The following is a 25,559-nucleotide window of genomic DNA, read 5'->3' on the forward strand; positions in this document are numbered from 1 at the left end:
ATGGCAGGGGCGCATACGGCGGCACGGGGTGGCGATCCTGGGGGCCCTCGGCCCGTCCCCCCGCGGGGCCGCGCCCGCGATGGACCCGCCCGGGCGCCGCCCGGCCGCCCGGGCCCGTCACCGGGAAGGCCGTCCGCAGGAGCCCGTACTCGCACCGTTCGACCGCCCGCAGTTCCTGAGCACACGCGATCCGCCCAGTCCGGAAGGATTTCCATGTCCGAGAACCACGATGCCATCGTCGCCGACGCCAAGACCGAGGGCGGGGGAGGCTGCCCGGTCGCGCATGGACGCGCGCCGCACCCGACGCAGGGCGGAGGCAACCGCCAGTGGTGGCCGGAGCGGCTCAACCTGAGGATCCTCGCCAAGAACCCCGCCGTGGCCAACCCGCTCGGTGACGGGTTCGACTACGCCGCGGCGTTCCAGAGCCTGGACCTGCCGGCCGTCAAGCGGGACATCGCCGAGGTGCTGACGACCTCCCAGGACTGGTGGCCTGCCGACTTCGGCCACTACGGCCCGTTCATGATCCGTATGGCATGGCACAGCGCGGGCACCTACCGCATCAGCGACGGCCGCGGCGGCGCCGGTGCCGGCCAGCAGCGCTTCGCCCCGCTCAACAGCTGGCCGGACAACGGCAACCTCGACAAGGCCCGCCGGCTGCTGTGGCCCGTGAAGAAGAAGTACGGCCAGAACCTGTCCTGGGCCGACCTCATGGTCCTCGCGGGCAATGTCGCCCTCGAGTCGATGGGCTTCGAGACCTTCGGCTTCGCCGGCGGCCGCGAGGACGTCTGGGAGCCCGACGAGGACGTCTACTGGGGGCCGGAGACCACCTGGCTCGGCGACGAGCGCTACACCGGCGACCGCGAGCTCGAGAACCCGCTGGGCGCGGTCCAGATGGGCCTCATCTACGTCAACCCCGAGGGCCCCAACGGCAACCCGGACCCGCTGGCCGCCGCCCGCGACATCCGCGAGACCTTCCGCCGCATGGCGATGAACGACGAGGAGACGGTCGCCCTCATCGCCGGCGGCCACACCTTCGGGAAGACCCACGGCGCGGGACCGGCGGACGCCGTCGGCCCGGACCCCGAGGCCGCCCCGATCGAGCAGCAGGGCTTCGGCTGGAAGAACAGCCACGGCACCGGCAAGGGCGCCGACGCCATCACCAGCGGCCTCGAGGGCATCTGGACCAACACCCCGATCACCTGGGACAACAGCTTCTTCGAGATCCTGTTCGGCTACGAGTGGGAGCTGTTCAAGAGCCCCGCCGGCGCGCACCAGTGGCGCCCGAAGGACGGCGCCGGCGCGGGTACCGTCCCCGACGCCCACGACGCGTCGAGGACCCATGCCCCGACGATGCTCACCACCGACCTCTCGCTGCGGTTCGACCCGGTGTACGAGCAGATCTCGCGGCGCTTCCTGGAGAACCCCGACGCCTTCGCGGACGCCTTCGCCCGGGCCTGGTACAAGCTGACGCACCGTGACATGGGCCCGATCCAGCGGTACCTCGGCCCGGAGGTGCCGTCCGAGGTGCTGCTGTGGCAGGACCCGCTGCCCGAGGTGACGCACGAACTCGTGGACGCCGGGGACGTCGCCGCCCTCAAGGCGCAGATCCTCGACTCGGGCCTGTCGGTGTCCGAGCTGGTGTCCACGGCGTGGGCCTCGGCCTCGTCCTTCCGCGGCAGCGACAAGCGCGGCGGCGCCAACGGTGCCCGCATCCGCCTGCAGCCGCAGAGCGGCTGGGAGGTCAACGACCCCGACCGGCTGGCGGGCGTGCTGCGCACCCTCGAGGGGATCCAGCAGTCCTTCAACTCCGCCCAGAGCGGCGGCAAGCGGATCTCGCTCGCCGACCTGATCGTCCTCGCCGGCGGCGCCGCCGTGGAGAAGGCCGCCGGGGACGCGGGCGTCGACGTCGAGGTCCCCTTCGCGCCGGGCCGCGTGGACGCGTCGCAGGACCAGACCGACACCGAGTCGTTCGCCGCGCTCGAGCCGACCGCCGACGGTTTCCGCAACTACCTCGGCAAGGGCAACCGGCTGCCGGCCGAGTACCTGCTGATCGACCGGGCGAACCTGCTGACGCTGAGCGCCCCCGAGATGACGGTCCTGGTCGGCGGACTGCGCGTGCTCGGCGCGAACCACCGGCAGTCGCAGCTGGGCGTGCTCACGGCGACCCCGGGCCGGCTGACCAACGACTTCTTCGTCAACCTGCTCGACCTCGGGACGACGTGGCAGGCGACGTCCGCGGACGCCGGCACCTTCGAGGGCCGCGACGACGCCACGGGCGAGGTCAAGTGGACCGGCACCCGGGCCGACCTGGTCTTCGGCTCGAACTCCGAGCTGCGGGCACTGGCGGAGGTGTACGCGAGCGACGACGCGAAGGAGAAGTTCGTGAAGGACTTCGTCGCGGCATGGGACAAGGTCATGAACCTGGACCGGTTCGACCTCGCCTGATCCCGTACGCCCGATCCGGTACGCCCGATCCGGTCGGCTGGCGCGGCTCGGCTGATCCCGGTCGGCTTGCGCGGCTCGCCTGATGCCGGGGTGCCAGCCGGCACCGGCGGACCCGGACGCCCTCGCGGGCGCGGACGGCGCACCCCACGCACCACGGGGTGCGCCGTCCGCGCCCGCCGCGCCGTTCCGGAACCCCGCCCGTCGCACCCGTACCGGCCGGGCTCCGCGGACCGCGGAGGCCCGGGAAGCACCGCCCACTCCCCCGGCCGGTGGACCGCTCCGGCAGAGCGGGCCGGGCGCGACGTGACCAACGCAACGCCGCGCCGACGCGCTGATCGTCACGGGACTCTTGACGCTACCGCCGGGTAGGCACTGGGGTGGCTGAGACCATGGGGTATGACGCCACCAGGCTGAAGGGATCCACGATGTTCCGCAAGGTGCTGGTCGCCAACCGCGGCGAGATTGCGATTCGCGCGTTCCGCGCCGGCTACGAACTGGGGGCGCGTACCGTCGCCGTCTTCCCCTACGAGGACCGCAACTCGCTGCACCGGCTGAAGGCCGACGAAGCCTACGAGATCGGCGAGCAGGGGCACCCGGTGCGGGCCTACCTCTCCGTCGAGGAGGTCGTCGGTGCCGCCCGCCGGGCGGGCGCGGACGCCGTCTACCCGGGGTACGGGTTCCTGTCCGAGAACCCCGAACTGGCCCGCGCCTGCGAGGAGGCGGGCATCACCTTCGTCGGGCCGAGCGCGGACACCCTCGAACTGACCGGGAACAAGGCGCGCGCCGTGGCCGCCGCCCGCGCCGCCGGGGTGCCGGTGCTCGGCTCGTCCGAGCCCTCCACCGACGTGGACGAACTGGTCCAAGCCGCGGAGGACATCGGCTTCCCGGTGTTCGTCAAGGCGGTCGCCGGCGGCGGGGGGCGCGGCATGCGCCGCGTGGAGGACCCGGCCGCGCTGCGCGAGTCGATCGAGGCCGCGTCCCGCGAGGCGGCGTCGGCGTTCGGCGACCCCACGGTCTTCCTGGAGAAGGCCGTCGTCGATCCGCGCCACATCGAGGTGCAGATCCTCGCCGACGGCAGCGGGAACGTCATCCATCTCTTCGAACGGGACTGCTCGCTCCAGCGCCGGCACCAGAAGGTGATCGAGCTGGCACCCGCGCCGAACCTCGACCCGGCCCTGCGCGACCGGATCTGCGCGGACGCGGTGCGCTTCGCCCGCGAGATCGGCTACCGCAACGCCGGCACGGTGGAGTTCCTGCTCGACCGCGACGGCAACCACGTCTTCATCGAGATGAACCCGCGCATCCAGGTCGAGCACACCGTGACGGAAGAGGTCACGGACGTCGACCTGGTCCAGTCGCAGCTGCGCATCGCGGCCGGTGAGACGCTCGCGGACCTCGGGCTCGCGCAGGAGACCGTCACCCTGCGCGGTGCCGCCCTGCAGTGCCGTATCACCACCGAGGACCCGGCGAACGGGTTCCGCCCGGACACCGGCCGGATCAGCGCCTACCGCTCGCCGGGCGGCTCCGGCATCCGCCTCGACGGCGGTACGACCCACGCGGGCACCGAGATCAGCGCCCACTTCGACTCGATGCTGGTCAAGCTCACCTGCCGGGGCCGGGACTTCAAGGCCGCGATCGGCCGGGCCCGGCGCGCGGTGGCCGAGTTCCGCATCCGCGGCGTGGCCACGAACATCCCGTTCCTCCAGGCCGTGCTGGACGACCCGGACTTCCAGGCCGGGCGGGTCACCACGTCGTTCATCGAGGAGCGGCCGCATCTGCTCACCGCGCGCCACTCCGCCGACCGCGGCACGAAGCTGCTGACGTACCTGGCGGACGTGACGGTGAACAAGCCCCACGGCGAACGGCCGGACCTGGTCGACCCGGTCACCAAGCTGCCCGCGCCGCCCACCGGGGAGCCGCCCGCGGGCTCCCGGCAGCGGCTCGTGGAGCTCGGCCCGGAGGGCTTCGCCCGGTGGCTGCGCGAGTCGCCGACCATCGGCGTCACCGACACCACCTTCCGCGACGCCCACCAGTCGCTGCTCGCCACCCGCGTCCGCACCAAGGACCTGCTCGCCGTCGCCCCGACGGTCGCGCGGACGCTGCCGCAGCTGCTGTCACTGGAGTGCTGGGGCGGTGCCACCTACGACGTGGCCCTGCGCTTCCTCGCCGAGGACCCCTGGGAGCGGCTGGCCGCACTGCGTGAGGCCGTCCCCAACATCTGCCTGCAGATGCTGCTCCGCGGGCGGAACACCGTGGGCTACACGCCGTACCCGACGGAGGTGACCGACTCCTTCGTCCAGGAGGCGGCGGCCACCGGCATCGACGTCTTCCGGATCTTCGACGCCCTGAACGACGTGGGCCAGATGCGGCCCGCGATCGAGGCGGTACGGGAGACGGGGACGGCCGTGGCGGAGGTCGCCCTCTGCTACACGTCCGACCTGTCCGACCCCTCGGAGCGGCTCTACACGCTGGACTACTACCTCCGCCTCGCCGAGGAGATCGTCGCCGCGGGCGCACATGTCCTGGCCGTCAAGGACATGGCCGGTCTGCTGCGCGCACCGGCGGCGGCCACGCTCGTCTCGGCGCTGCGGCGCGAGTTCGACCTGCCGGTGCATCTGCACACCCACGACACCGCGGGCGGCCAGCTCGCCACCTACCTGGCCGCGATCGGCGCGGGAGCGGACGCGGTGGACGGCGCCGTCGCGTCGATGGCGGGCACGACGTCGCAGCCGTCGCTGTCGGCCATCGTGGCCGCCACCGACCACTCCCCGCGCCCCACCGGGCTTGATCTGCAGGCCGTCGGCGACCTGGAGCCCTACTGGGAGGGCGTGCGCCGGATCTACGCGCCGTTCGAGGCCGGACTGGCCTCGCCGACCGGGCGCGTCTACCACCACGAGATCCCGGGCGGGCAGCTGTCCAATCTGCGCACCCAGGCGGTCGCGCTCGGTCTGGGCGACCGCTTCGAGGACATCGAGGCGATGTACGCCGCCGCGGACCGGATCCTCGGCCGGCTGGTGAAGGTCACCCCGTCCTCGAAGGTGGTCGGCGACCTCGCCCTGCACCTGGTCGGTGCCGGGGTGTCACCGCGGGAGTTCGAGGCCACGCCCGAGCGGTTCGACATCCCGGACTCCGTCATCGGGTTCCTGCGTGGTGAGCTCGGCACCCCGCCGGGAGGCTGGCCGGAGCCGTTCCGCAGCAAGGCGCTGCAGGGCCGGGCCGACGCCAAGCCGGTGCCGGAGCTGACGGCCGAGGACCGGGCGGGACTCGAGAAGAGCCGCCGGGCCACGCTCAACCGGCTGCTGTTCCCCGGCCCGACGCGGGAGTTCGACACCCACCGGCAGGCCTACGGCGACACCAGTGTGCTGGACAGCAAGGCCTTCTTCTACGGGCTGCGGCCGTCGAAGGAGTACGGGGTCGACCTCGAGCCCGGCGTCCGGCTCCTCATCGAGCTGCAGGCCGTCGGCGAGGCCGACGAGCGCGGCATGCGGACCGTGATGGCCACGCTGAACGGCCAGCTGCGGCCCATCCAGGTGCGCGACAGGGCGGCCGCCTCGGACGTGCCGGTCACCGAGAAGGCCGACCGCTCCGACCCGGGTCATGTCGCGGCGCCGTTCGCCGGTGTGGTGACGCTGGCCCTCTCCGAGGGGGACGAGGTGGAGGCGGGTGCCACGGTGGCGACCATCGAGGCGATGAAGATGGAGGCCGCCATCACCGCCCCGAAGGCCGGCCGTATCGCCCGGCTGGCCATCAACCGGATCCAGCAGGTGGAGGGCGGCGACCTCCTCATGGAGATCGGCTGACCGACGGCGCCGGTGCCGCGTGCCCGACGGGAGGTGCCCCCGGGCGCCTGTCAGGACCGGCACCCCTCGCCGCCGGCCGCCGCAGGGCGGGCGGGGAGGGGTGCCCCGTGCCGTTCGACCGGCCGCGGGGCCGGTCGACGGCGGCGCGGGGCGGAGGATGCGAGGGTGTGAGGGGCGCGGGACGGCACGAGGGAGTGCGGGGCACGGGAGCCGGCCGGGGGAACGTGCGGGCGTGCGGGGCGCGAGGAGCGTGCGGGCGCGGGTTCCGGCCGGCGCGTGAGCCGGGGATCACCGCCCGGCCGGTGAAAGCGCCCGCCGGTGTCATCCGGGAGGCGGGGTTCCCGCGAAGAGTGAGATGTGACGGGCATGACGAGGGAGCCCGCCGCATCCTCCCAGCAAAGGTGAAGCTCATGACCACCGATCGTCTGAGGGGCGCCGCTCTCGCCGCAGCCGGTGCGCTCCTCGTACCGCTTCCGCTCCTCGCGGTCGCTCCCACGGCCCAGGCGGGCCCCGTGATGGAACCGTTCGGACCGGGCTGCTCGGCGCTGCCGACCAGTGGTGCGGGCAGCCCCGCGGCGATGGCCGACCAGCCGGTGGCCACGGCCGCCTCGCAGCAACCGAGTCTGTCCACGCTGGTCAGCGCCGTACAGAAGGCCGGACTCGTCGAGACGCTGAACAACGCCGACGGGATCACCGTCTTCGCACCGACCAACGATGCCTTCGCGAAGATCCCCAAGGCCCAGCTCGACGCGATCCTGAACGATCAGGAGCAGCTGAAGAAGATCCTGACGTACCACGTCGTCGGCTCGGAGGTCACCGCTGACCAGCTGCCCGACGGCCGGTTCAAGACCCTGGAGGGGGCCGAGCTGACCACCTCCGGCTCCGGTGACTCCTTCAAGGTGAACGACTCGGCGGCCATCCTCTGCGGCGACGTGGCCACGAGCAACGCCATCGTCCACATCATCGACCAGGTGCTCCTGCCGCCGTCCTGATCGAGGCGGTGCACCCATGGGCCGCGCACCCCGGGCATCCCCGCCGGGGGCGCGGTGCCGTGTGCCCGGGCATGCGGCCGTGGGGGCGACCACCCCGCCGTGCGGGTCCGGTGTCCCGTCGCGGCGGGGGCGACCCGCCGCGGAAGCAGCCACCGCACCGTGCCCACGTGCCCACGTACGCACCGTGCGCACGTGCGTCGGGGCGTCCGGCGGCCGGATGGACCCCGCCTCCCCCTCATGGCAGCACCTCGGCGATCCTCCCCCGCGTTCGCCGCTGCGTGCGGGAACCTGGACCGGGCCGCAGGCGTTGACCGGGTACGGCCCGCAGTGAAGCGCGGGCCGGCGACCGGCAGCGGACAGACAGCAGAAGCCGAGGTGGCACCAGTGGCGATGTGGGACCGGCTCAAGGAGCAGGCCAAGAACCTCCAGCAGTCGCAGGGCGCTCGGGGAGGCGGCGGGCAGGGGCACGGCCCCATCGGGCAGACACGGCACGGCGGTCACGGACAGGGTGCGTCGTCCGGCGGCTCCAAGGCCCAGTTGATCGGGCTGTTCAAGTCCCAACTCGCGTCGGTGAAGACCGAGCTCAAGAGCGGCGCCTACCGGGACGCCAGCATGGCGATGTGCGCTCTGGTGGCCGCGGCCGACGGACATGTCGATCCGACGGAGCGTCAGCGCGTCGAGGAGCTGATCGTCTCGAACGAGGTCCTGCAGAACTTCCCGGCGGACCAGCTCCGCGAGCGTTTCGGCCGGCATGTGGACCGGCTGATGGCGAACGCCGAGCTGGGCAGGTCGGAGGCGCTGAAGGAGATCGCCAAGGCCGCCAAGAAGCCGCAGGAGGCCCGCGCGGTCGTCCAGACCGGAATGGTCGTCGCGGGCGCCGACGGGTTCGTCGATCCGTCGGAGCAGCAAGCGGTCCGCGACGCCTGCGCGGCACTCGGCCTCTCACCCGCGGAGTTCGGCGTCTGAGCCTTACCGCGGCCGCCGGCTCCGCTCATGGAGGGGCCGGCGGCCGCGGAAGCCGACGGGGGGCGAGGAAGCCTGCGCTCGGTGCGGTGCCTCCGCACTCACCCCCGCACGTCAGCGGCGGCCGCGGCGCGTGGTCGTCTTGCGGTAGCCGAAGGGGCCGGGAAGGTCCACGGAAGTCGTGCGCCGGCCCGTCGACGAGTAAGTGCGCCTGGCGCCATCGCCCTTGGCGAGCGTGATGGACACGGACTTGCGGTTGATGTTGAGCCGGACTCCGGGAAGTATCCGGAAACTCTTGCGGAAGGTGACGGGCACGGTGCGCTCCTTTCGTTGACCGCCCGTCTTCCCCGAGTTCCCGTCCCTACGCGACGAGGTGACCGCGGCACTCGTGCCGGAACCGCAACGCCCGCCCGCACGGCCCACGGGCACACGGGCGCCCCCGACGAGCGCGGTCGCCGGCGGCATGGGGTGTGCACCGGGCTGCCCGGGCCTGGCGAGTGGGGACGGCCCCGGAGCGGGCGGGCCGGGCCGGTGGGTCCGCCGGGCGCGGCGATGCGGGAGGGGGCGGCGGGGCGGGCCTCACGACCGCCGTTCCCCATCGGGCGCGATCGGTGTCGCGTGCCCCGGCGTCGCGACCGCCGCGTACCCCGGCACCGCACCCCCGGCACCGCACCCCCGGCACCGTGACCGGGGCACCGTGACCGGGGCACCGCGTGCGCGGCTGGGCCGCCGCCGCGGACGAGGGCGGCGTCGCGGACGAGGGCGGCGTCGCGGACGAGGGCGGCGTCGCGGACGAGGGCGGCGTCGCGGACGAGGGCGGCGTCGCGGACGAGGGCGGCGTCGCGTTCGCGCCACCGGGCACCGTCAATGTCGTCGCGGCGCTCCCGGTGGCGCTGACCGACGCCGCCTTGGTGAACGCGGTGGCGACGGCTACCGAGGCGAAGGTGCAGGCCCTGCTCGACGCCGGGTACGACTGCTCGGGCACGCCCACGGACGCCGTGTGTGTCGCCGCGCGCATCCCGCGTCCCGGCGACGAGGTCCACCCTTTCGCCGGCCCTCGCTCCCCGTGGGGTGCCCGGCTGGCCCGTGCCGTCCATCGCGCGGTCGCCGCCGCGACGCCCCCGCCGTGGGACGGTCGCCGGTCCGGTGGGGCGGGCCGCCCGGCGGAAGCGGCGTGGCCGGCGGTGTGACGGTGTGAGGCCGTGCCGGCCGGGTGCCGGCGCAATCAGTCGCGGTGCCCGGCCAGGCTGTGGACGAGTACGAGCAACGCCACTGCCATGACCGTCATATGCAGCCATGCGGGAGCGGTCGTGGCATCCGCCGCGGCCGTCACGATCGAGGTCATGCTGTCCTCCCGGTGGTGGGTTTGCGGGGAGCGGCACGCTCCCCGCGACGGGGCTCCCCGCCCGCCGGAATCGTGGCGGGCGGCGGCACTGCTTTCGGTGGGCCGCTCCGCCCCGGGGGCGGGAACGTGCGGGGTCTGCCCCGCGCCTACCCCGCGCCGGCGGAACGACGCGCGGCGGGGTGCCAGGACGGCGCGGGCCCCTCGTCGTCAGCGGCGGCGGGACCGCCCGGGCCGCCAGCCGGCGCCGATGCCCGCGACGTGCAGGGCGAGCAGGGTGAGGCCGAGCAGCATCACGTTCCCCGAGGAGAAGGCCTGGTTGGTGGCGATGTCTGCCGCGCTGATCAGGAAGGCGATGAAGAAGAGTACGGCCGCGGCGGTACCGAGCATGGCGTTGCTCCCTCGTTCGTCGGGTGTGGTGCCCGTGTGCCCCCGATTCCCGTTTCCAGCCGCAGCGGTTCGGGCTCCCCGTCGCGGGAGGGGATCGCGCGGTCGCGGGTGCTCCGCTGCCGGGCACCTCGTGCGACGGCCGGATGGGTGCGGACGGCATCGCTCGCCGTGGGCGCGGCGTTTCGGCCATCGGCCCCCGGTCCTGGTCCCGGCGGGCAGCGAGGCGGCGGACGGCGTCCGCACGCGCCGCCCCGCCCTGCCGGTGGCGGCACGCCGGGGCCGGGGCATCCCGCGTTCTCGGCCCGCGCGGATGGGGCGCCCGTCGATTCCGTCCGAAACCGGCCGTCCCGGCCGCCGGTGTCCGTCGTTGGTCCCGATGGGCAGACCGAGGACCGCGTCATGGACGGCCCGGTGGCTCCGGTCGTGCCGAAACCGGGTCCGAAACCGGGTCCGGCCCCAGCCCCTGACGTTCCGTTCGACGATGCGAGTCGATGTCCCCCCGCTGCCGCCCCGGCGCCGGCGCCGTGAGAAAGGCCGAACCGTGACCACTCCCCGTGCCACCGCAGGCGCCGGCGGAATCACCGATCCGGCCGGCGAGGTGCTCCTCCCCGGCCCGCCCCGCTGTGCGGTTCCCGTACACGCGAGCGGCACCGCGCGGGTGCCGGCGGCCCGGCGGCAGGCACTCCGCGGCGGCGGGGCGTCATGAGTACGACGTGGCTGCCACCGGAGCAGTACGCCGAGACGTTGATGAAGGCGACCGCCTTCGCCTGCCTGTTCTTCACCGACGAGGACGACCGGCCGCTGCAGTTGCGGGCGGTGTACTCACAGGTGCATCCGTGGCAGTGGCCCGGCGGGACCATGGATCCGGGCGAGCGTCCCTGGGAGACGGCGGTGCGGGAGTGCCGCGAGGAGACCGGAATGACCGTCGAGGGGCCCACACGACTGCTGGCCGCCGTGTACGGCCTGCCGGGCGCGAAGTGGCCGTACAGCACGATCGGGTTCGTCTTCGACGGCGGCCGGCTCACCGCCGACCGGATCGCCGGTATCACCCTCGACCCGGCCGAGCACGACGAGGTGCGCGTACTGTCGCCGGACGAGTGGCGGGCGCACATGCCGGAGCGGGACTTCGCACGGCTGCGGGCCGTGCTGGACGCCCGCTGGACGGGTGTGACGGCGTACTTCGACACCTGGGACTGGGACGCCTGAGCCGGGCCGCACACGGGTCCGAAGCCGGCCGGGGCGTCCGGCCGAGGTGGTTCCGACACGCCCCCGAGCCGCCGAATGCCCGGGGACGGCCGGTCCGGTCCGGTGTGATCGTGCCCGACTCGTTTCGTCGAGACCCCTCTAGGAGAGATCATGCGCATGCGAATCGCGTCCACCGTGGCCGCCCTCGCCGTGACCGGTGTGCTCGCCGGTGCCGGCAGCGCCGTGGCGGACAGCGGGGCGTCGGCCGCGGCGTCCGGCAGCCCGGGTGTGCTGTCGGGCAACGTCATCCAGGTCCCCCTTCACGTTCCGCTGAACGTGTGCGGCAACTCGCTCGGTGTCGTCAGCCTGCTCAGCCCGGCCGTCGGCAACGCCTGCCTCAACGGCTGACCGCGTCCCGGCGCCCTCGGGCACCGGTGCGGCCCGGGCCGGACGGCTCGTCCGCCGGCCGGCCGGCGCCCCCAGGGCCGGACCCCCGCACCGGGGGTCCGGCCCTCGGCCTTCCCCCGGCGGGGCCGGCTCCGGGGGCAGCCCGATACAGGGCAGCCCGCCGTCCGGCGCGCCCCTCCCGCTCGGCACCATCCGCCGGGCCTACGCTGCGAGGACGCCCGGCCCGGTGTCCCGGACACCGTGTATGCATCGGCAGCCGCCGCCGGCGGCTCTCCAGGTCGGCCCGGCCCAGCCGCCGGAAGCAGGAAGGGGTGCGGTGGCATGAAGTCCCCAGGCGTGCAGCTACGGGAGATCACCGACGACAACCGGGATGCCGTGCGCGCCCTTCGGGTCCGGCGGAACCAGAAGCAGTTCGTCGCCTCCGTGTCCAAGTCGCTCAAGGAAGCGGCGAAGACGCCCGAGGCCAACCCCTGGTACCGCGCCGTCTACCGTGGCGACGAGCCGGTCGGGTTCGTGATGCTGGCGTGGAAACCGCCCACCGGTCCCTTCCGGGGACGGCACTTCCTCTGGCGTCTCCTGGTCGACAAGAGGTACCAGAGGCGGGGCATCGGCCGGGAGGCCCTCGCACAGGTCGCCGCGCTGGTGCGCGCCGACGGCGCCACCGAGCTGCTGACCAGCTACGAGCCCGGCGACGGTGAACCGTGGCCGTTCTACCGGAAGTTCGGGTTCGAACCCACCGGGGATGTCGACGACGGCGAGATCGTGCTGCGGCTCACCTTCCCCGCCGGGTGAGCCTTTCCGAGTCAGCCACTGCGGGCAGGCACCTCCGCCCCCGGGCCTCCCCTCCCGGACCCTTCCGCCCCCGGGCCTTCGCCCGGACGATCCGCCGTGCTCCCCGAACCGGCGGCATCGGCGTGATTCGGCCGGACGCATTCGTTCCGCAATGCGCTTTCCATGCCGCCCCGCCGTTTGCGCGGGGAAGCATCGCCAGGTGAACGCGGGGAAAGCGCCCCGCCGTTCACCGGCGCCCGGACGGCGGGCGTCGGCATTCAGCCAACGTTGACCATTGAACGGCCGGAGAATTCCGGCGATCACGTTGACACCGCATGACCGACACGCCAGGATGACGGGCCGCGCCGCCGGAATCCCCCACCTCTTCCCCCGCGCCTCCCGATCCTCCCCCTCTCCCGAAATTCCGTGGCGTCCTCGGGCTGCCGGGCCTACGGCCCGCCGCCCCATTTCGCCATGCCTGTGTTTTCCACCCCTCTTCGCGGCCGTCCCGGCAGGCCAATGTCCACCATTGACCGATGGTTGACGCTTGAGTAACTTGTCGCTATCTTTCGAACCGCCGCGCGAATGACGTGAATTGATTTCCGCGGGTATTACGAGATGCCGCACGTCCCGCACCGCCGATCGGCCGACATTTAACCTCCGGGCAACACCAAAGCCTTTTCGGGGAATGATGAATTCGGTAGAGCGCAATGTGGACCTGGTCATCGGAATCACCCCCCTCGGTGAACCGGACGCCCCCCTCGCCACCGCGGTGAGCCGCGCCGGTGGGCTCGGAGTGCTCGACCTGGGGCAGGGGGGCCGGAGGGCGAGAGAGGCCCTGGCCGCTCTGCGCCGATGGGCACCCGGGCGCTACGGCGTAAGGATCGGCCCGCACTGCCGACTGGGCCCCGGGGAACTCCTCCCGAAACACGGCTCCCCGGGCGGTCCGGACACGGTGGTGCTCGCGCCGGATTCCTCCTGGGACCCGTCCGCGATCCCCCCGGACGCCGGACTCCGGGTGCTGGTGGAGGTCACCGGGCTGGAGGCGGCCCGCCGCGCCGTGGACGCGGGAGCAGGCGGCCTGATTGCGCGCGGCAGCGAGTGCGGCGGCCCCGTCGGCGAGCTGAGCACCTTCGTACTCCTCCAACAGCTCCTCGCGGCGGACGGGTTGGGGGTTCCGGTGTGGGCCTGCGGCGGAATCGCCCCGCGCACCGCGGCGGCCGCCGTGGTCGGCGGGGCCGCCGGGGTGGTGCTGGACACCCAGCTCGCGCTGCTGGCCGAGTCGCAGCTGCCCGAGCCGGTCGCGGCGCTGCTGCGGACGGCCGACGGCTCGCAGACCGTGGTGTCCGGCGGTCACCGTACGCTGCGCCGGCGCGGCCCCGCCGGGAGCTCCGCGGCCACCGGCGGCGCGCCGGCCCCGCCCGGCCTGCCCGTGGGGCAGGACGCCGGCCTGGCGGCCCTGTTCGCCGAACGCTGGGGCGACACCGGCCGTGCGGTCCGCGCGGTGCTCGGTGCCGTGCGGGACGCCGTGACGTACGGCGCGGCCGAGGGCGTCGCCCGGGCCCTGCGTCCGGACTCGGCGATGAGCCGGGCCCTGGGGACCCGGCTGCCGGTCGCCCAGGGCCCGATGACCCGGGTGAGCGACGGTGCCGCGTTCGCCGCCGCCGTCGCCGACGACGGGGCCCTGCCGTTCGTCGCCCTCGCGCTCGCCGGGGCGGAGCGATCCCGGACGATGCTGGAGCAGGCACGGCAGGTCCTGCACGGCAGGCCCTGGGGGGTCGGCATCCTGGGCTTCGCGCCCGAGGAGACGAGGACCGCCCAGCTCGCCGCGGTCCGGGCGGCCGGGCCCACCCATGCGATCGTGGCGGGCGGCCGGCCGTCCCAGGCACGGGTGCTGGAGGAGGCCGGGATCAAGGCGTTCCTCCACGTCCCCTCGCCGGGCCTGCTGCGGCAGTTCCTCGACGCCGGGGCCCGCCGGTTCGTCTTCGAGGGCGCCGAGTGCGGCGGCCACGTCGGCCCCCGCAACAGCTTCCCGCTCTGGGAAGCCCAGCTGACGGTCCTGGAGGACTTCCTCGACGGGCTCGTCCGGCAGGGGGACGAGCAGGCGCGGGCCACCGCCGGGCGGATCGAGGTCTTCCTCGCCGGCGGCATCCACGACGAGCGCTCCGCCGCGATGGCGGCCGCACTCGCCGCCCCGCTGACCGCGCGCGGCTGCGCGGTGGGCACCCTGATGGGCACGGCGTACCTGTTCACCGAGGAGGCGGTCGCCCACGGCGCCGTCCGGCCGCTGTTCCAGCGCCGGGTGCTCGCGGCCGGGCGCACCGCGCTCCTGGAGACGGCGCCCGGCCATGCCACACGCTGTGTGCCGAGCCCGTTCAGCGATGCCTTCGGCACCCTGGCGGCCCGCATGCGCGAGGAGGGACTGGCCGAACGGGACGTCTGGGAGCGGCTGGAGCGGCTGAACGTCGGCCGGCTGCGGATCGCGGCCAAGGGCGTGGAGCGCACCGCCGAAGGGGACCTCGGGACCGTCGGCGAGGAACGCCAGCTGGCGGAGGGCATGTTCATGGCCGGCGAGGTGGCGGTGCTGCGATCGGACACCACCACCCTCGCGCGGCTGCACTCCGCCGTCACCGAGGGTGCGGCCCGCTTCCTCACCGAACGGGCCTCCGCCCTGGCGTCCCGCACCGGGCTCGGCGGGCAGAGCGCGGCACGGGCCGAACCGGAGCCGCCGCGCCCCCTGGACGTGGCGGTGGTCGGCATGGCCTGCATGTTCCCGGGTGCGCCCGATCTGGCCTCGTTCTGGGCCAACGTCCTCGACGGGGTCGACTCGGTCGGGGAGGTGCCCCGCGACCGCTGGGATCCCGATGTGCACGGCGTCGAGGCGGGCGGTGCGGTCACCTCCCGCTGGGGCGGGTTCCTGCCGCCGATCCCCTTCGACGCCCTGCGCTACGGCATCCCGCCCGCCTCGCTGGGCAGCATCGAGCCCGTGCAGCTCCTGGCCCTCGAGGCCGCGCGGCGGGCACTGGACGACGCGGGACTCGGCGACGGCGGCCGGGACTTCGACCGGACGCGGACGGGTGTGGTGTTCGGTGCCGAGCCGGGCAGCGACCTCTCCCACGCGACCACGCTGCGCGCGGTGCTCCCTTCGTACTTCGGCGAGGTGCCCAGGGGCCTCGAGGAGCAGTTGCCGCCGCTGACCGAGGACTCGTTCCCCGGAATGCTCGCCAACGTGATCTCCGGGCGGATAGCGAACCGGCTCGACCTGGGCGGGCCGAACTTCACCGTCGACGCGGCCTGCGCCTCCTCCCTCGCGGCGGTCGACGTCGCCTGCAAGGAACTGGTCGCGGGCACCAGCGACATCATGCTGTGCGGAGGCGCCGACCTGCACAACGGCATCAACGACTACCTGCTGTTCTCCTCGGTGCACGCGCTCTCCCCCACCGGCCGCTGCCGGGCCTTCGACGGCTCGGCCGACGGGATCACCCTCGGCGAGGGCGTGGCGTGCGTGGTGCTGAAGCGCCTGGCCGACGCCGAGCGGGACGGCGACCGCGTCTACGGGGTCGTCAAGGGCATCGGCAGCTCCAGCGACGGCCGGTCCCTCGGGCTGACGGCGCCGCGCCCCGAGGGGCAGCGCAGGGCCGTGGAGCGGGCGCACCGCAACGCGGGCACCTCGCCTGCCGAGGTGGGGCTGGTGGAGGCGCACGGGACGGGCACCGTCGTCGGCGACAGGACCGAACTGGGCGTCCTCACCGAAGTGTTCGAGGAGGCGGGCGCCGCCCCGGGCGGTTGCGTGCTGGGGTCGGTCAAGTCCCAGATCGGGCACACCAAGTGCGCGGCGGGTCTGGCCGGGCTGATCAAGACGGTGATGGCCCTGCACACCGGCGTCCGGCCGCCCACCCTGCATCTGGAGCGGCCCAACGCCGCCTGGGAGGAGGACCGGGGCCCGTTCGTCTTCCACCGCGAGGCGCTGCCGTGGGCCGTGCCGCCCGAGCGGCGAGTGGCGGGCCTGAGCGCGTTCGGCTTCGGAGGCACCAACTTCCATGTGGTGCTCGGCGCTCACGGCGGCGGGGTGCCGCCCTCGCACGGGCGTGCCGCGTGGCCGGCCGAGCTGTTCCTGTTCCGCGGGGCGGACGCGGCGGCCGCCCGCCGGGCCGCCCAGTGGCTGCTGGAGACGGCGTCGCGGGCCGGGGAAGGGACCGGCGGGTGGCGGCTGCGGGATCTGGCGCTCGCCGCGTCGCGGCGCGCCGGGACGGACCGCGGCCCGGTGCGGATCGCGGTCGTGGCGGAGGACCCCGAGGGGCTGCGCCTGCGGCTGCGGCGCGCCCTGGACGGTGAGCACGATCCGGATGCCGGTGTCCACCTCGCCGACGACGACGTGACGGCCGCGGGCGCCCCGGGCGCCGCCGGCACGCCGGACAGCGGGCTGGACGGCGGGACCCGGAGCGGGCCGGACAGCGGGACCCGGAGCGGGCCTGGCCGAGGCAGGGTCGCGTTCCTGTTCCCCGGGCAGGGCAGCCAGCGCACCGGCATGTTCGCCGACCTCTTCGGTGCCTTCCCCGAACTGCAGCACCTCCTCACGCTCGACGGCGGCACAGCCGCCGCGCTGTATCCCCCGGCCGCGTTCACCGGGGCCGCGAGCGGGCGCCGCACCGCCGCGCTCACCGACACCCGCGCCGCCCAGCCGGCGCTCGGCATGGTGGGCCTCGCCGCGCACACGCTGCTGAACCGGGCCGGGGTCGTACCCGACATGGCCGCGGGCCACAGCTACGGGGAGCTGGCCGCCCTGAGCGCCGCCGGGGCCGTGGATCCGGAGACCCTGCTGACGCTGAGCTCCGAGCGGGCCGCGGCGATCCTCGCGGCGGCCGGGGACGACCCCGGGGCCATGGCGGCGGTGGCCGCGTCCCCGGCGGACGTCGAACGCATCCTGGGCACAACCGGAAGCCGCGACGGGGACCACGGCGGAGGCGGAGGCGGCGGCAGCGGAGGCGGAGGCGGCGGCAGCGGCGGCAGCGGCGCGGTGGACGGCGGGCTCATGAACGGGGCGCTCCTGAACGGCGGGCTGCTGGAGGGCGGGCTCGTCGTGGCCAACCGCAACGCACCACGGCAGACGGTGGTCTCCGGTCCCACCGCGGCGGTGGATTCCGCGCTGCGGCGGCTGCGTGACGCCGGGGTCGCGGCGAAGCGCCTGCCGGTGGCCTGCGCGTTCCACAGCCCGCTGGTCGCGGCCGCGGGTGAGCGGTTCGCCCGGGTGCTGGCCGAACACCCCGTACACGCAACGGAGTTCCCGGTGTGGTCGAACCGCACCGCGCAGCCGTACCCGGCCTCCCCCGACGGAATCCGTGCCGAGCTGGCCGCGCAGATCGGTGCGCCGGTGCGGTTCGCCGAGCAGGTCGAGGCGATGTACGCGGCAGGCGCCCGGGTCTTCGTCGAGTGCGGCCCGGGGAGGGTGCTGACCGGGTTGGTGGCCGACGTCCTCGGGGACCGGCCGCATCTGACCGTCGCGTGCGCGCCCCGGCCGGGGAGCGGACTGCCGGACCTCCTCGACGCGCTGGCCCGGCTCGCGGTGGCCGGGCTGCCGGTCGCCACCGGATGGATGTTCCGGGGACGCGACGCGGTGGACCCGAACCAGGCCGGCGGCGGACGGCCCGCCGGATGGACGGTCGACGGGCATCTCGTCCGTACGGCGTCCGGTGAACTCCTGCCCGGTGCGCTGGCACCGGCCCGACGTGTCGCGGAGGCGACTGTGACGAGCCAGCACGGCGACCGGGCGGCCGAGGACGCCGCGACCGGCCAGGACGCGCTGATCACCGAGTTCCTGCGAACCAGCAGGGAGATGGTGGCGGCGCAACGCGACGTCCTGCTGACGTACTTCGGCGGCCGGGTGTCCGGCGAACCGCTTCCCGGCCCGGCGGGCGACCCGCCCACGTCCACCCTGCCGACGCGGAGTCCGCAGGTGCCGGACACGGAAGGCACCGCCGGGCCCGCGGGGGCCGGGGCGGTCGCCGGGACGCTGCCGGGGGCGGGGTGGACGGGTGCCCTGGGCGGTGACGCGGAGGCCGGCGCGCCGCCGGACGGCGGCGACGTGCTGCGTCTGATCGTGGACATCATCAGTGAACGCACGGGCTATCCGGCCGACATGGTCGAGCCCGGTCTCGACCTGGAAGCGGATCTGAGCATCGATTCGATCAAGCGGACCGAGATCGTCGGGGAACTGGCCGGACGGCTGGTCGCGGCCGGCGCGGTGCCGGCGTACAGCGGCTCGCTGGACGACGCCGCGATGGAGGAGCTGTCCCGGGCGAGGACCGCCGAGACCCTGGCCGCCGGGATCCGCGCCCTGCTGCCCGGTGCCGGGGACGCGCCGGACCGTCCGAACACCCTCATGGCGCCCCCTCCCGTGAGGCCATGGATACCCCGGTTGAACGGCGGCGCGCCGGGCCGCGTATAGACGGTGGGGCCAAGGGCGCTTCCTGGGCCCCGCACACCTGGTGACACCGTGTCGATACGACCTTGGGGCCGCGGATGAGGCACGCACGACGGAACCTTCAGCGGATCGCCCGGCTGGCGGCGGTCGGCGGGCTGGTCTGCGGCTCGCTGATGGTCTCCGACGCCATGGCGGGGGAGAACCGGGCGCCGGGGACGGAGCCGCTGCTGCGGGTCCATGGCCAGGGCCTCACGCGGCGAGATCCCGAAGAACGCCGGGTCGAAGTCGGCGGCGTCCGTCGGCCGCCGCCGGCTCCCGGTCGCGCGCGGCCGCCCCCGGACCGCGACCGGTCGCCCGTGAGGGCGGCCCGGTGCTAGAACTGGGGACATGATCGGACGTCCCCGCCGGTCCTGGCGGACGGCAGGCATGCCGTCCGGCCGCCCGCGAACGCCCGGCCGGTCCGAACGCCCGGGGTGGCGCCGGCGTCTGCGGTCCCTGCTCAGCGTCGACAGCCTGGCCACCCAGGTGTTCCTGCTGCAGGCCCTCGTGATCTTCCTGCTGGTGGTCGCCGCGGCCGTCGCCCTGGTCCTGCAGGCGCGTTACGACAGCTACGAGGACGCCCACAACCGCTCCCTCGCCGCCGCCGAGGCCTTCGCGTACGCCCCCGGCACGGCCGAGGCCCTCAGATCCCCCGATCCGGCGGCCGTCCTGCAGCCCGCCGCCGACAGGGCCCAGCGGGGCGCCGGGGTCGACTTCATCTCCGTACTGAGCAAGGACGGCGTCCGGTACACCGATCCCGAGCCGCAGTTGATCGGCCGGCGTGTGGAGGGGGACATCTCCCGGGCGGCCGCGGGCGAGGCGTTCACCGAGACCTTCAAGGGCGAACCGCACCAGGCGGTCAGGGCCGTCGTCCCCGTGCTGGACGGCAGCCGCCGGGTCGTCGGCCTGGTCACCGCGGGCATCCAGGTCACCAACGTCGGCGAACTGCTCGACCGCCAGATGCCGATCCTGCTGGGCTCGGCCGCCTGCGCGCTGCTGCTCGCCACCGGCGGGGCGGCCCTGGTCAGCCGGCGGCTGCGGCGCCAGACCCACGGGCTCGGCCCCGCCGAGATGACCCGGATGTACGAGCACCACGACGCCGTCCTCCACGCGGTGCGCGAGGGTGTGCTGATCATCGGCGGGGACGGCCGGCTGCTGCTCGCCAACGACGAGGCCCGGCGCCTGCTCGCCCTGCCGCCCGACGCCGACCGCCGGCCGGTGACCGAGCTGAACCTCGGCCCGGGCATCACCCGTCTGCTGGTGTCCGGTACGGAGGTCTCCGACGAGGTGTTCCTGTCCGGGGACCGGCTACTCGCCGTCAACACGCGGCCCACGGCCCCGTACGGCGGTGTGACGGGACTGGTCGCCAGTCTCCGCGACACGACCGAGCTGCGCGCCCTGTCGGGCCGGGCGGAGGTGGCGAGGGAGCGGCTGACGCTGCTGTACGAGGCCGGGGTCCGGATCGGCACCACCCTGGACGTGCGCCGTACGGCGAGAGAACTCGCCGACGTGGCCGTACCCCGGTTCGCCGACTTCGTCACCGTGGAACTGCTCGACCCGGTCCTGCGCGGCGACGAGCCCGCCGGTCTCGGCACCATGCGGCGCACCGCGCTCAGCGGCATCTCCGACGACCCTCCGCTGCAGCCGGTCGGGGACGCCGTCCGGATCAACGTCACGCCGATGAGCACGGCCCTGCAGAGCGGCCGGGCGCTGCTCGAACCCGATCTCGCCGCGTCGGGCACCTGGGGCAGCGAGGACCCGGAAGGGCGGCGGCAGGCGCTCGAGTACGGCATCCGGTCACTGATCACGGTCCCGCTGCAGGCGCGGGGCGTGGTCCTCGGCCTGGTCAACTACTGGCGCTCCGGCGACACACCGCGGTTCGACGCGGACGACACCTCGTTCGCGGAGGAGCTCGCGGCCCGCGCGGCCGTGGCCATCGACAACGCCCGGCGGTACACCCGCGAGCACGCGATGGCCGTGACGCTGCAGCGGAGTCTGCTGCCGCGCGACCTCCCGGAGCAGGACGCCCTCGAGGTGGCCTGGCGGTACCTTCCGGCGCAGGCCGGCGTCGGCGGCGACTGGTTCGACGTCATCCCGCTGCCGGGACTCCGGGTCGCGCTGGTCGTCGGGGACGTGGTGGGGCACGGGATGCACGCCGCGGCCACGATGGGGCGGCTGCGCACCGCGGTGCTGAACTTCTCGTCCCTGGACATGCCGCCCGCCGACCTGCTGGCCCGCCTGGACGATCTGGTGCTGCGCATCGACGCGGACCAGCCCCCGGGAGCCGACAGCGAACGGGCGCCGGTGACGGGTGCGACCTGTCTCTACGCGATCTACGACTCGGTGAGCGGGCGCTGCACCATCGCCCATGCCGGCCATCCGGCACCGGCGATCGTCGACCCCGGGGGCCGGGTGGTCTTCCCGGAGCTGCCGTTGTCACCCCCGCTCGGTGTGGGAGGGCATCCGTTCGACGAGACCGAGCTGGACCTCGCCGAGGGCAGCCGGCTGGTCCTCTTCACGGACGGCCTGGTCGAGGACCGGTACCGGGACATCGACGAGGGGCTGGCGGGACTCCGCGACGCCCTCGCACGGCCCGGGCCGACGCCGGAGGAGACCTGCGTGGCCGTGATGAGCGCGCTGCTGCCCGACCAGCCGGGTGACGACATCGCCCTGCTGGTGGCCCGCACGCGGCTGCTCGACCGGGCCAGAACGGCCGAGTGGGAGGTGCCGCTCGACCTCTCGGCCGTGTCCCGGGTCCGGGCCGAGGCAGGCCGGCGAATCGGCGAATGGGGCCTGGAGGACTCCGTCTTCGTCGCCGAGCTGGTCCTCAGCGAACTGCTCACCAACGCCATGCGGTACGGCGCGGAGCCGGTCCGGGTGCGGCTGCTGCTCGGCCGGACGCTGGTCGTCGAGGTGTCCGACGGCAGCAGCACCTCCCCGCACCTGCGACGCGCCGCCGCGACCGACGAGGGCGGCCGGGGGCTCTTCCTGGTGGCCCAGTTCGCACAGCGCTGGGGAACGCGCTATGTCAGCGGAGGCAAGATCATCTGGGCGGAGCTGGTGCCGGGCGGGGAACTGCCGGATGAACCGGTGGTGACGTACGTGGAGGAGCCGGCCTGGTGAGCACCGCCGGACCCGGAGCGGCCGGCGGACGGGCGCGGTGGCCGGCCGGTCCCGGGGATCTCGCCGCCCGGCGGCCCGGCGATCGCACCGGGCGCCGCCCCCGGCCGCCCACGGGTGGGAGTGCGGTGGCCCGCGGGTGAGCATGCGATCGCCCGCAGGTGGGAGTGCGATCGCCCGCCGGTAAGAATGCGGCCGCCTGCGGGCGAACGTGCGGCGGGGCAACCAGGCGGGAGCACGCCCGCCCAGCCCGCCGGGCCCGGTGCGGCCGTCGTCAGGGCTGGACCACGGGCCTGGCCTCGACGCCGGACGCGGGCTGCTGGTGCCCGCCGCTTGCGATCATCCGTACCTCACCGCGGTCACTGATCTCCGCCTGGACGATGCCGGTGTCGTCGGCGTAGATCGGGTGCCCGCCCGGGCCCTTGCGCTCGGTGCGGTGCACGACCACCGCGTCCTCGCTGTCGGTCGCCGAGGCGACACCTCCCGCGAAGACCAGTTCGAAATCCTCGTCCCGACCCATGGGGCCTCCTCTGCGATACGCCGCACATCACGTCCGGCTGCAGCACTGAATGGCCATTATGCGACTTTTATTCTATTTGCTCACCGCGAGGCCACCCCCTCCCGCACCACGGGGCCACGCCCGCCGCGGGCGGGCCGGCCCGGTGACGGCGGGCGCGGCCCGTACGGCCCTGCGGGCGCGGTCGCGTACGGCCCTCCGGAAACCCGCAAGCGACCGCGCCCGCAGGGCCGGGACGACGCCCACGGCAGGCGGCCGAGCGGCACCGGGACCTTCCGCACGTATACCCCTGGGGGTAATAATGCTACGGTGGGTTCAATACCCCAGGGGGTAATTTCCGTGCGAAGGGAGTATCCGCGTGTTCTTCGTCGACACCATCGAGCTGGAAGGTCTCGGCAACCGCAGCTACCTGGCAGGCGGTGAGCACACCGCGGTGGCCGTGGACCCGCCGCGCGACATCGACCGGGTGCTCGCCGCGGCCGCACGGCGAGGTGTGCGGATCTCCCATGTGGCGGAGACCCACCTCCACAACGACTACGTCACCGGAGGCCTGGAGCTGGCCCGGGTCGTCGGCGCCGCGTACCTGGTACCGGCGGGCGCGCGCGTCTCCTTCGCGCGCGTCGCGGTGTCCGACGGCGACACGGTCGAGGTCGACGCGGGAGTCACCCTGCGGGCGATGGCGACACCCGGTCACACGCCGCACCACACCTCGTACGTGCTGAGCGAGGGCGACCGGCCGGTGGCCGCGTTCACCGGCGGTTCCCTGCTCATCGGCACGGTCGGCCGGCCGGACCTGGTCGAGCCGCGGCTGACCGAGCGGCTGGCCCGGGCGCAGCACGCCTCGGCGCACCGCCTGGCCGCCGAGCTGCCGGACGCCACGGCGGTGCTGCCCACCCACGGCTTCGGCAGCTTCTGCTCCTCGGCGCAGGCCGAGGGGGACACGACCACCATCGGCAAGGAGAAGGCCTGCAACGCGGCGCTCGGCGCCGACGTGGACACCTTCGTCGCCGGCCTGCTGGCGGGCCTGGACGACGTGCCCGCGTACTACGCCCACATGGGCCCGGCCAACGCGGCGGGCCCCGCGCCGGTGGACCTGACCCCGCCCGCCGTCGCCGACGCCGAGGAGATCGCCGCGCGCCTGGCGGCCGGGGAGTGGGTGGTGGACCTGCGCAACCGGGTCGCGTTCGCCGAGGGGCATGTGGCCGGGTCGTTCAACTTCGAAGCCGACGGCAAGCTCGCCACCTACCTCGCCTGGATGGTCCCGTGGGGCAAGCCGGTGACCCTGCTCGCGGAGTCGCCGGAGCAGCTGGCCGACGCCCAGCGCGAACTCGTCAGGGTCGGCATCGACCGCCCGGCCGCCGCCGCCACGGGAGGTCCCGGCCGGTGGCTGCGCAGGGGTGAGGCGCCCGCCTCGTTCCCCCGGTCCACCTTCGCCGGACTCGCCGAGCAGGGCGCCGGACGGGTGGTGGTCCTCGACGTACGCCGCGACTCCGAGCGGGCCGGCGGCTGGATCGAGGGCTCCGTGCACATCCCCGTCCACGAACTGCACGACCGTCTCGGCGAGGTCCCCGGCGGAACGGTGTGGGTGCACTGCGCGGGCGGCATGCGGGCGGCCATCGCGGCCTCGCTGCTGGATGCCGCCGGCCGGGACGTGGTCGCCGTCGACGACGGCTTCGACGCCGCGCACGACGCCGGCCTGCCCGTGACCTCCGGCTGACTCCCGGCCACCCCCGAACCAGGAAGGAGTGCGATGTTCCTCTTCCGCCGGCACCAGCCCCGCGTCACGGTCGGCCGGGCCCTCCGACGGACCAGCGGCGGCCGGCCCGACGCCGTACTGCTGGACGTCCGCGAGCAGCCCGAGTGGGAGGCCGGCCACGCCCCGGACGCCGTGCATCTGCCGCTGTCGAGGCTGCTCGCCGGAAGCGCCCTGCCGCCCGTAGCGGCGGGCAGGACACTGCTGGTGATCTGCCGCAGCGGGCGGCGGTCCCTGGAGGCGGCGAAGCTCCTCACCGAACGCGGAGCGCGGGCGGTGAACGTCGAGGGCGGCATGATCGCGTGGGCCGCCGCCGGGCACCCGGTCGTCGACGAGCGCGGGAACAGCGGCCGGATAGCGTGACCCCGCTCGTTCTCGCCCTCGTCGCCGGGGCCGTCATCGGCCTCGCTCTCGGAGCCCTGGGCGGCGGCGGCAGCGTCCTGGCCGTACCGGCGCTGATCTACCTGCTCGGCTTCACCCCGGTGGAGGCCACCACGGCCAGCCTGATCATCGTCACCGCCACCTCCGCCACCGCTCTGTACGCCCACGCCCGCGACGGGAACGTGGCATGGAAGACGGGGTCGTTGTTCGCCGCGGCGGGCATCGTTCCCGCCTTCCTCGCCGGTGCCGTCGCCGGACGCCTGCCCGCAGCGCTGCTGACGGCGGCGTTCGCGGCCATCGCCGCGCTGGCGGCCCTGCGGATGCTGCGACCGTCCGGGTCCGAGCCGCCGGGGCGGATCCGTCCCGGCAAAGCGGCCGGCGCCGGCGCCGGACTGGGTGCCGTGACGGGCTTTCTGGGGGTCGGCGGGGGATTCCTCGCCGTGCCCGCCCTGGTGAGCGTGCTGGGACTGGCCATGCGGCGGGCGGTGGGCACCAGCCTGCTCGTCATCACGGTCAACTCGCTGGCCGCGCTCACCGCCCGCGCCGGCACCGGTGGCGGGCTCCAGTGGGAGGTCATCGGTCCCTTCACCGGGGCCGCGATACTCGGGGCCTGGGACGGCAAGCGGCTCGCGACGAAGATCTCCGGAGCCGCCCTCCAGAAGATCTTCGCCGGCGTACTGCTCGCGGTGGCCGCGTTCATGCTCGCCGACGTGATCGCATGAGCCGGCCGCCCGCGGGACCGGTCAGGCCAGCGACAGGAACAGCTTCTCGAGCCGGCTCCGCATCTCGTCGCGGTCCTCCCCGGAGCGCCGGCCGTCCTCGATGTCGGTCAGGCACCGCTGCAGCCCCGTCGCGATGATCGCGAAACCCGCCCGGTCCAGCGCACGGGACGCGGCGGCCAGCTGAGTGACCACCTCTTCGCAGTCCCGGCCCTCCTCGATCATCCGGATCACTCCGGAGATCTGGCCCTGCGCCCGGCGCAGCCGATTGAGGACCGCCTTCAGTTCGGCTCCCGCCAGATCAAGCTCCACC

Annotated in this window: 17 protein-coding genes and 2 pseudogenes; 13 read left to right on the forward strand and 6 right to left on the reverse strand. The window is 74.3% G+C overall.

What is annotated here, in order from left to right; all coding sequences use genetic code 11:
- Positions 1-213 precede the first annotated feature (213 nt).
- From katG to DDW44_RS00565, 4 genes are all read left to right on the forward strand, one after another.
- On the forward strand, positions 214-2,445 hold the full coding sequence (katG, locus tag DDW44_RS00550; protein WP_108905177.1) for a catalase/peroxidase HPI: 2,232 nt from the start codon (positions 214-216) through the stop codon (positions 2,443-2,445).
- Between the two features lie 425 nt (positions 2,446-2,870).
- Positions 2,871-6,245, forward strand: a complete 3,375-nt coding sequence (locus DDW44_RS00555; RefSeq protein WP_108908691.1) for a pyruvate carboxylase — start codon at positions 2,871-2,873, stop codon at positions 6,243-6,245.
- 410 nt (positions 6,246-6,655) lie between these two features.
- Positions 6,656-7,237, forward strand: coding sequence for a fasciclin domain-containing protein (locus tag DDW44_RS00560; protein ID WP_108905178.1), 582 nt, complete (start codon positions 6,656-6,658; stop codon positions 7,235-7,237).
- 384 nt (positions 7,238-7,621) lie between these two features.
- Positions 7,622-8,203 (forward strand): tellurite resistance TerB family protein, encoded by a 582-nt coding sequence (locus DDW44_RS00565; RefSeq protein WP_108905179.1) that lies wholly within the window; start codon positions 7,622-7,624, stop codon positions 8,201-8,203.
- A gap of 111 nt (positions 8,204-8,314) precedes the next feature.
- Here DDW44_RS00565 and DDW44_RS00570 read toward each other — a convergent pair whose 3' ends face one another.
- Positions 8,315-8,515 carry a DUF4236 domain-containing protein gene (locus tag DDW44_RS00570; RefSeq protein ID WP_017947001.1) on the reverse strand — a complete coding sequence of 67 codons (201 nt, stop codon included), beginning with the start codon at positions 8,513-8,515 and terminating at the stop codon, positions 8,315-8,317.
- Between the two features lie 410 nt (positions 8,516-8,925).
- On the opposite strand from DDW44_RS00570, the pseudogene DDW44_RS00580 reads away from it, so the two are divergent.
- Positions 8,926-9,390, forward strand: a pseudogene (locus tag DDW44_RS00580) (adenosylcobinamide amidohydrolase); the annotation flags it as partial.
- A gap of 362 nt (positions 9,391-9,752) precedes the next feature.
- On the opposite strand, the gene DDW44_RS00585 reads toward DDW44_RS00580, so the two are convergent.
- Positions 9,753-9,932, reverse strand: a complete 180-nt coding sequence (locus DDW44_RS00585; protein WP_017947004.1) for a hypothetical protein — start codon at positions 9,930-9,932, stop codon at positions 9,753-9,755.
- 702 nt (positions 9,933-10,634) lie between these two features.
- On the opposite strand from DDW44_RS00585, the gene DDW44_RS00590 reads away from it, so the two are divergent.
- The 4 genes from DDW44_RS00590 (at position 10,635) to DDW44_RS00605 (ending at position 18,741) form a co-directional block, all read left to right on the forward strand.
- Positions 10,635-11,138 carry an NUDIX domain-containing protein gene (locus DDW44_RS00590; RefSeq protein WP_108905181.1) on the forward strand — a complete coding sequence of 168 codons (504 nt, stop codon included), beginning with the start codon at positions 10,635-10,637 and terminating at the stop codon, positions 11,136-11,138.
- Between the two features lie 150 nt (positions 11,139-11,288).
- Complete coding sequence (locus DDW44_RS00595) at positions 11,289-11,525, forward strand: chaplin (protein ID WP_017947006.1); 237 nt, start codon at positions 11,289-11,291, stop codon at positions 11,523-11,525.
- 321 nt (positions 11,526-11,846) lie between these two features.
- Complete coding sequence (locus DDW44_RS00600) at positions 11,847-12,317, forward strand: GNAT family N-acetyltransferase (protein ID WP_212765662.1); 471 nt, start codon at positions 11,847-11,849, stop codon at positions 12,315-12,317.
- A 670-nt stretch (positions 12,318-12,987) separates the two neighbouring features.
- The gene (locus DDW44_RS00605) at positions 12,988-18,741 is read left to right on the forward strand and encodes a beta-ketoacyl synthase N-terminal-like domain-containing protein (RefSeq protein ID WP_425275686.1); all 5,754 of its coding nucleotides are present in this window, start codon (positions 12,988-12,990) and stop codon (positions 18,739-18,741) included.
- Positions 18,742-18,838: 97 nt separating this feature from the next.
- Here DDW44_RS00605 and DDW44_RS33130 read toward each other — a convergent pair whose 3' ends face one another.
- Positions 18,839-18,970 carry a hypothetical protein gene (locus tag DDW44_RS33130; protein ID WP_279634794.1) on the reverse strand — a complete coding sequence of 44 codons (132 nt, stop codon included), beginning with the start codon at positions 18,968-18,970 and terminating at the stop codon, positions 18,839-18,841.
- Positions 18,936-19,013 (reverse strand): annotated as a pseudogene (locus tag DDW44_RS33435) (beta-ketoacyl synthase N-terminal-like domain-containing protein); the annotation flags it as partial. The pseudogene DDW44_RS33435 and the gene DDW44_RS33130, both read right to left, overlap by 35 nt.
- 130 nt (positions 19,014-19,143) lie before the next feature.
- Here DDW44_RS33435 and DDW44_RS00615 point away from each other — a divergent pair.
- Positions 19,144-21,879 carry a SpoIIE family protein phosphatase gene (locus DDW44_RS00615; RefSeq protein ID WP_108905183.1) on the forward strand — a complete coding sequence of 912 codons (2,736 nt, stop codon included), beginning with the start codon at positions 19,144-19,146 and terminating at the stop codon, positions 21,877-21,879.
- Positions 21,880-22,150: 271 nt separating this feature from the next.
- Here the strand turns inward: DDW44_RS00615 and DDW44_RS00620 are convergent, their stop codons facing one another.
- Entirely contained in the window at positions 22,151-22,396 is a 246-nt protein-coding gene (locus DDW44_RS00620) for a DUF6296 family protein (RefSeq protein ID WP_018890927.1), read from the reverse strand.
- Positions 22,397-22,751: 355 nt separating this feature from the next.
- Between DDW44_RS00620 and DDW44_RS00625 the strand changes: the two genes are divergently transcribed.
- Genes DDW44_RS00625 through DDW44_RS00635 form a run of 3 tightly spaced genes read left to right on the forward strand, consistent with a single transcriptional unit; the run spans position 22,752 to position 25,249 of the window.
- On the forward strand, positions 22,752-24,110 hold the full coding sequence (locus DDW44_RS00625) for an MBL fold metallo-hydrolase (RefSeq protein WP_108905184.1): 1,359 nt from the start codon (positions 22,752-22,754) through the stop codon (positions 24,108-24,110).
- A 33-nt stretch (positions 24,111-24,143) separates the two neighbouring features.
- A complete protein-coding gene (locus DDW44_RS00630) occupies positions 24,144-24,509 on the forward strand; it encodes a rhodanese-like domain-containing protein (RefSeq protein WP_027732491.1) in 366 nt (121 codons plus the stop codon).
- Positions 24,506-25,249: a sulfite exporter TauE/SafE family protein gene (locus DDW44_RS00635; RefSeq protein ID WP_108905185.1), complete on the forward strand. Its 744-nt coding sequence runs from the start codon at positions 24,506-24,508 to the stop codon at positions 25,247-25,249. The genes DDW44_RS00630 and DDW44_RS00635 overlap by 4 nt, the downstream gene beginning before the upstream one ends.
- 21 nt (positions 25,250-25,270) lie before the next feature.
- On the opposite strand, the gene DDW44_RS00640 is transcribed toward DDW44_RS00635, so the two are convergent.
- Positions 25,271-25,558 carry a metal-sensitive transcriptional regulator gene (locus tag DDW44_RS00640; protein WP_018890931.1) on the reverse strand — a complete coding sequence of 96 codons (288 nt, stop codon included), beginning with the start codon at positions 25,556-25,558 and terminating at the stop codon, positions 25,271-25,273.
- Between the last annotated feature and the right edge of the window lies 1 nt (position 25,559).

Source organism: Streptomyces tirandamycinicus, from assembly GCF_003097515.1.
Lineage (GTDB): Bacteria > Actinomycetota > Actinomycetes > Streptomycetales > Streptomycetaceae > Streptomyces > Streptomyces tirandamycinicus.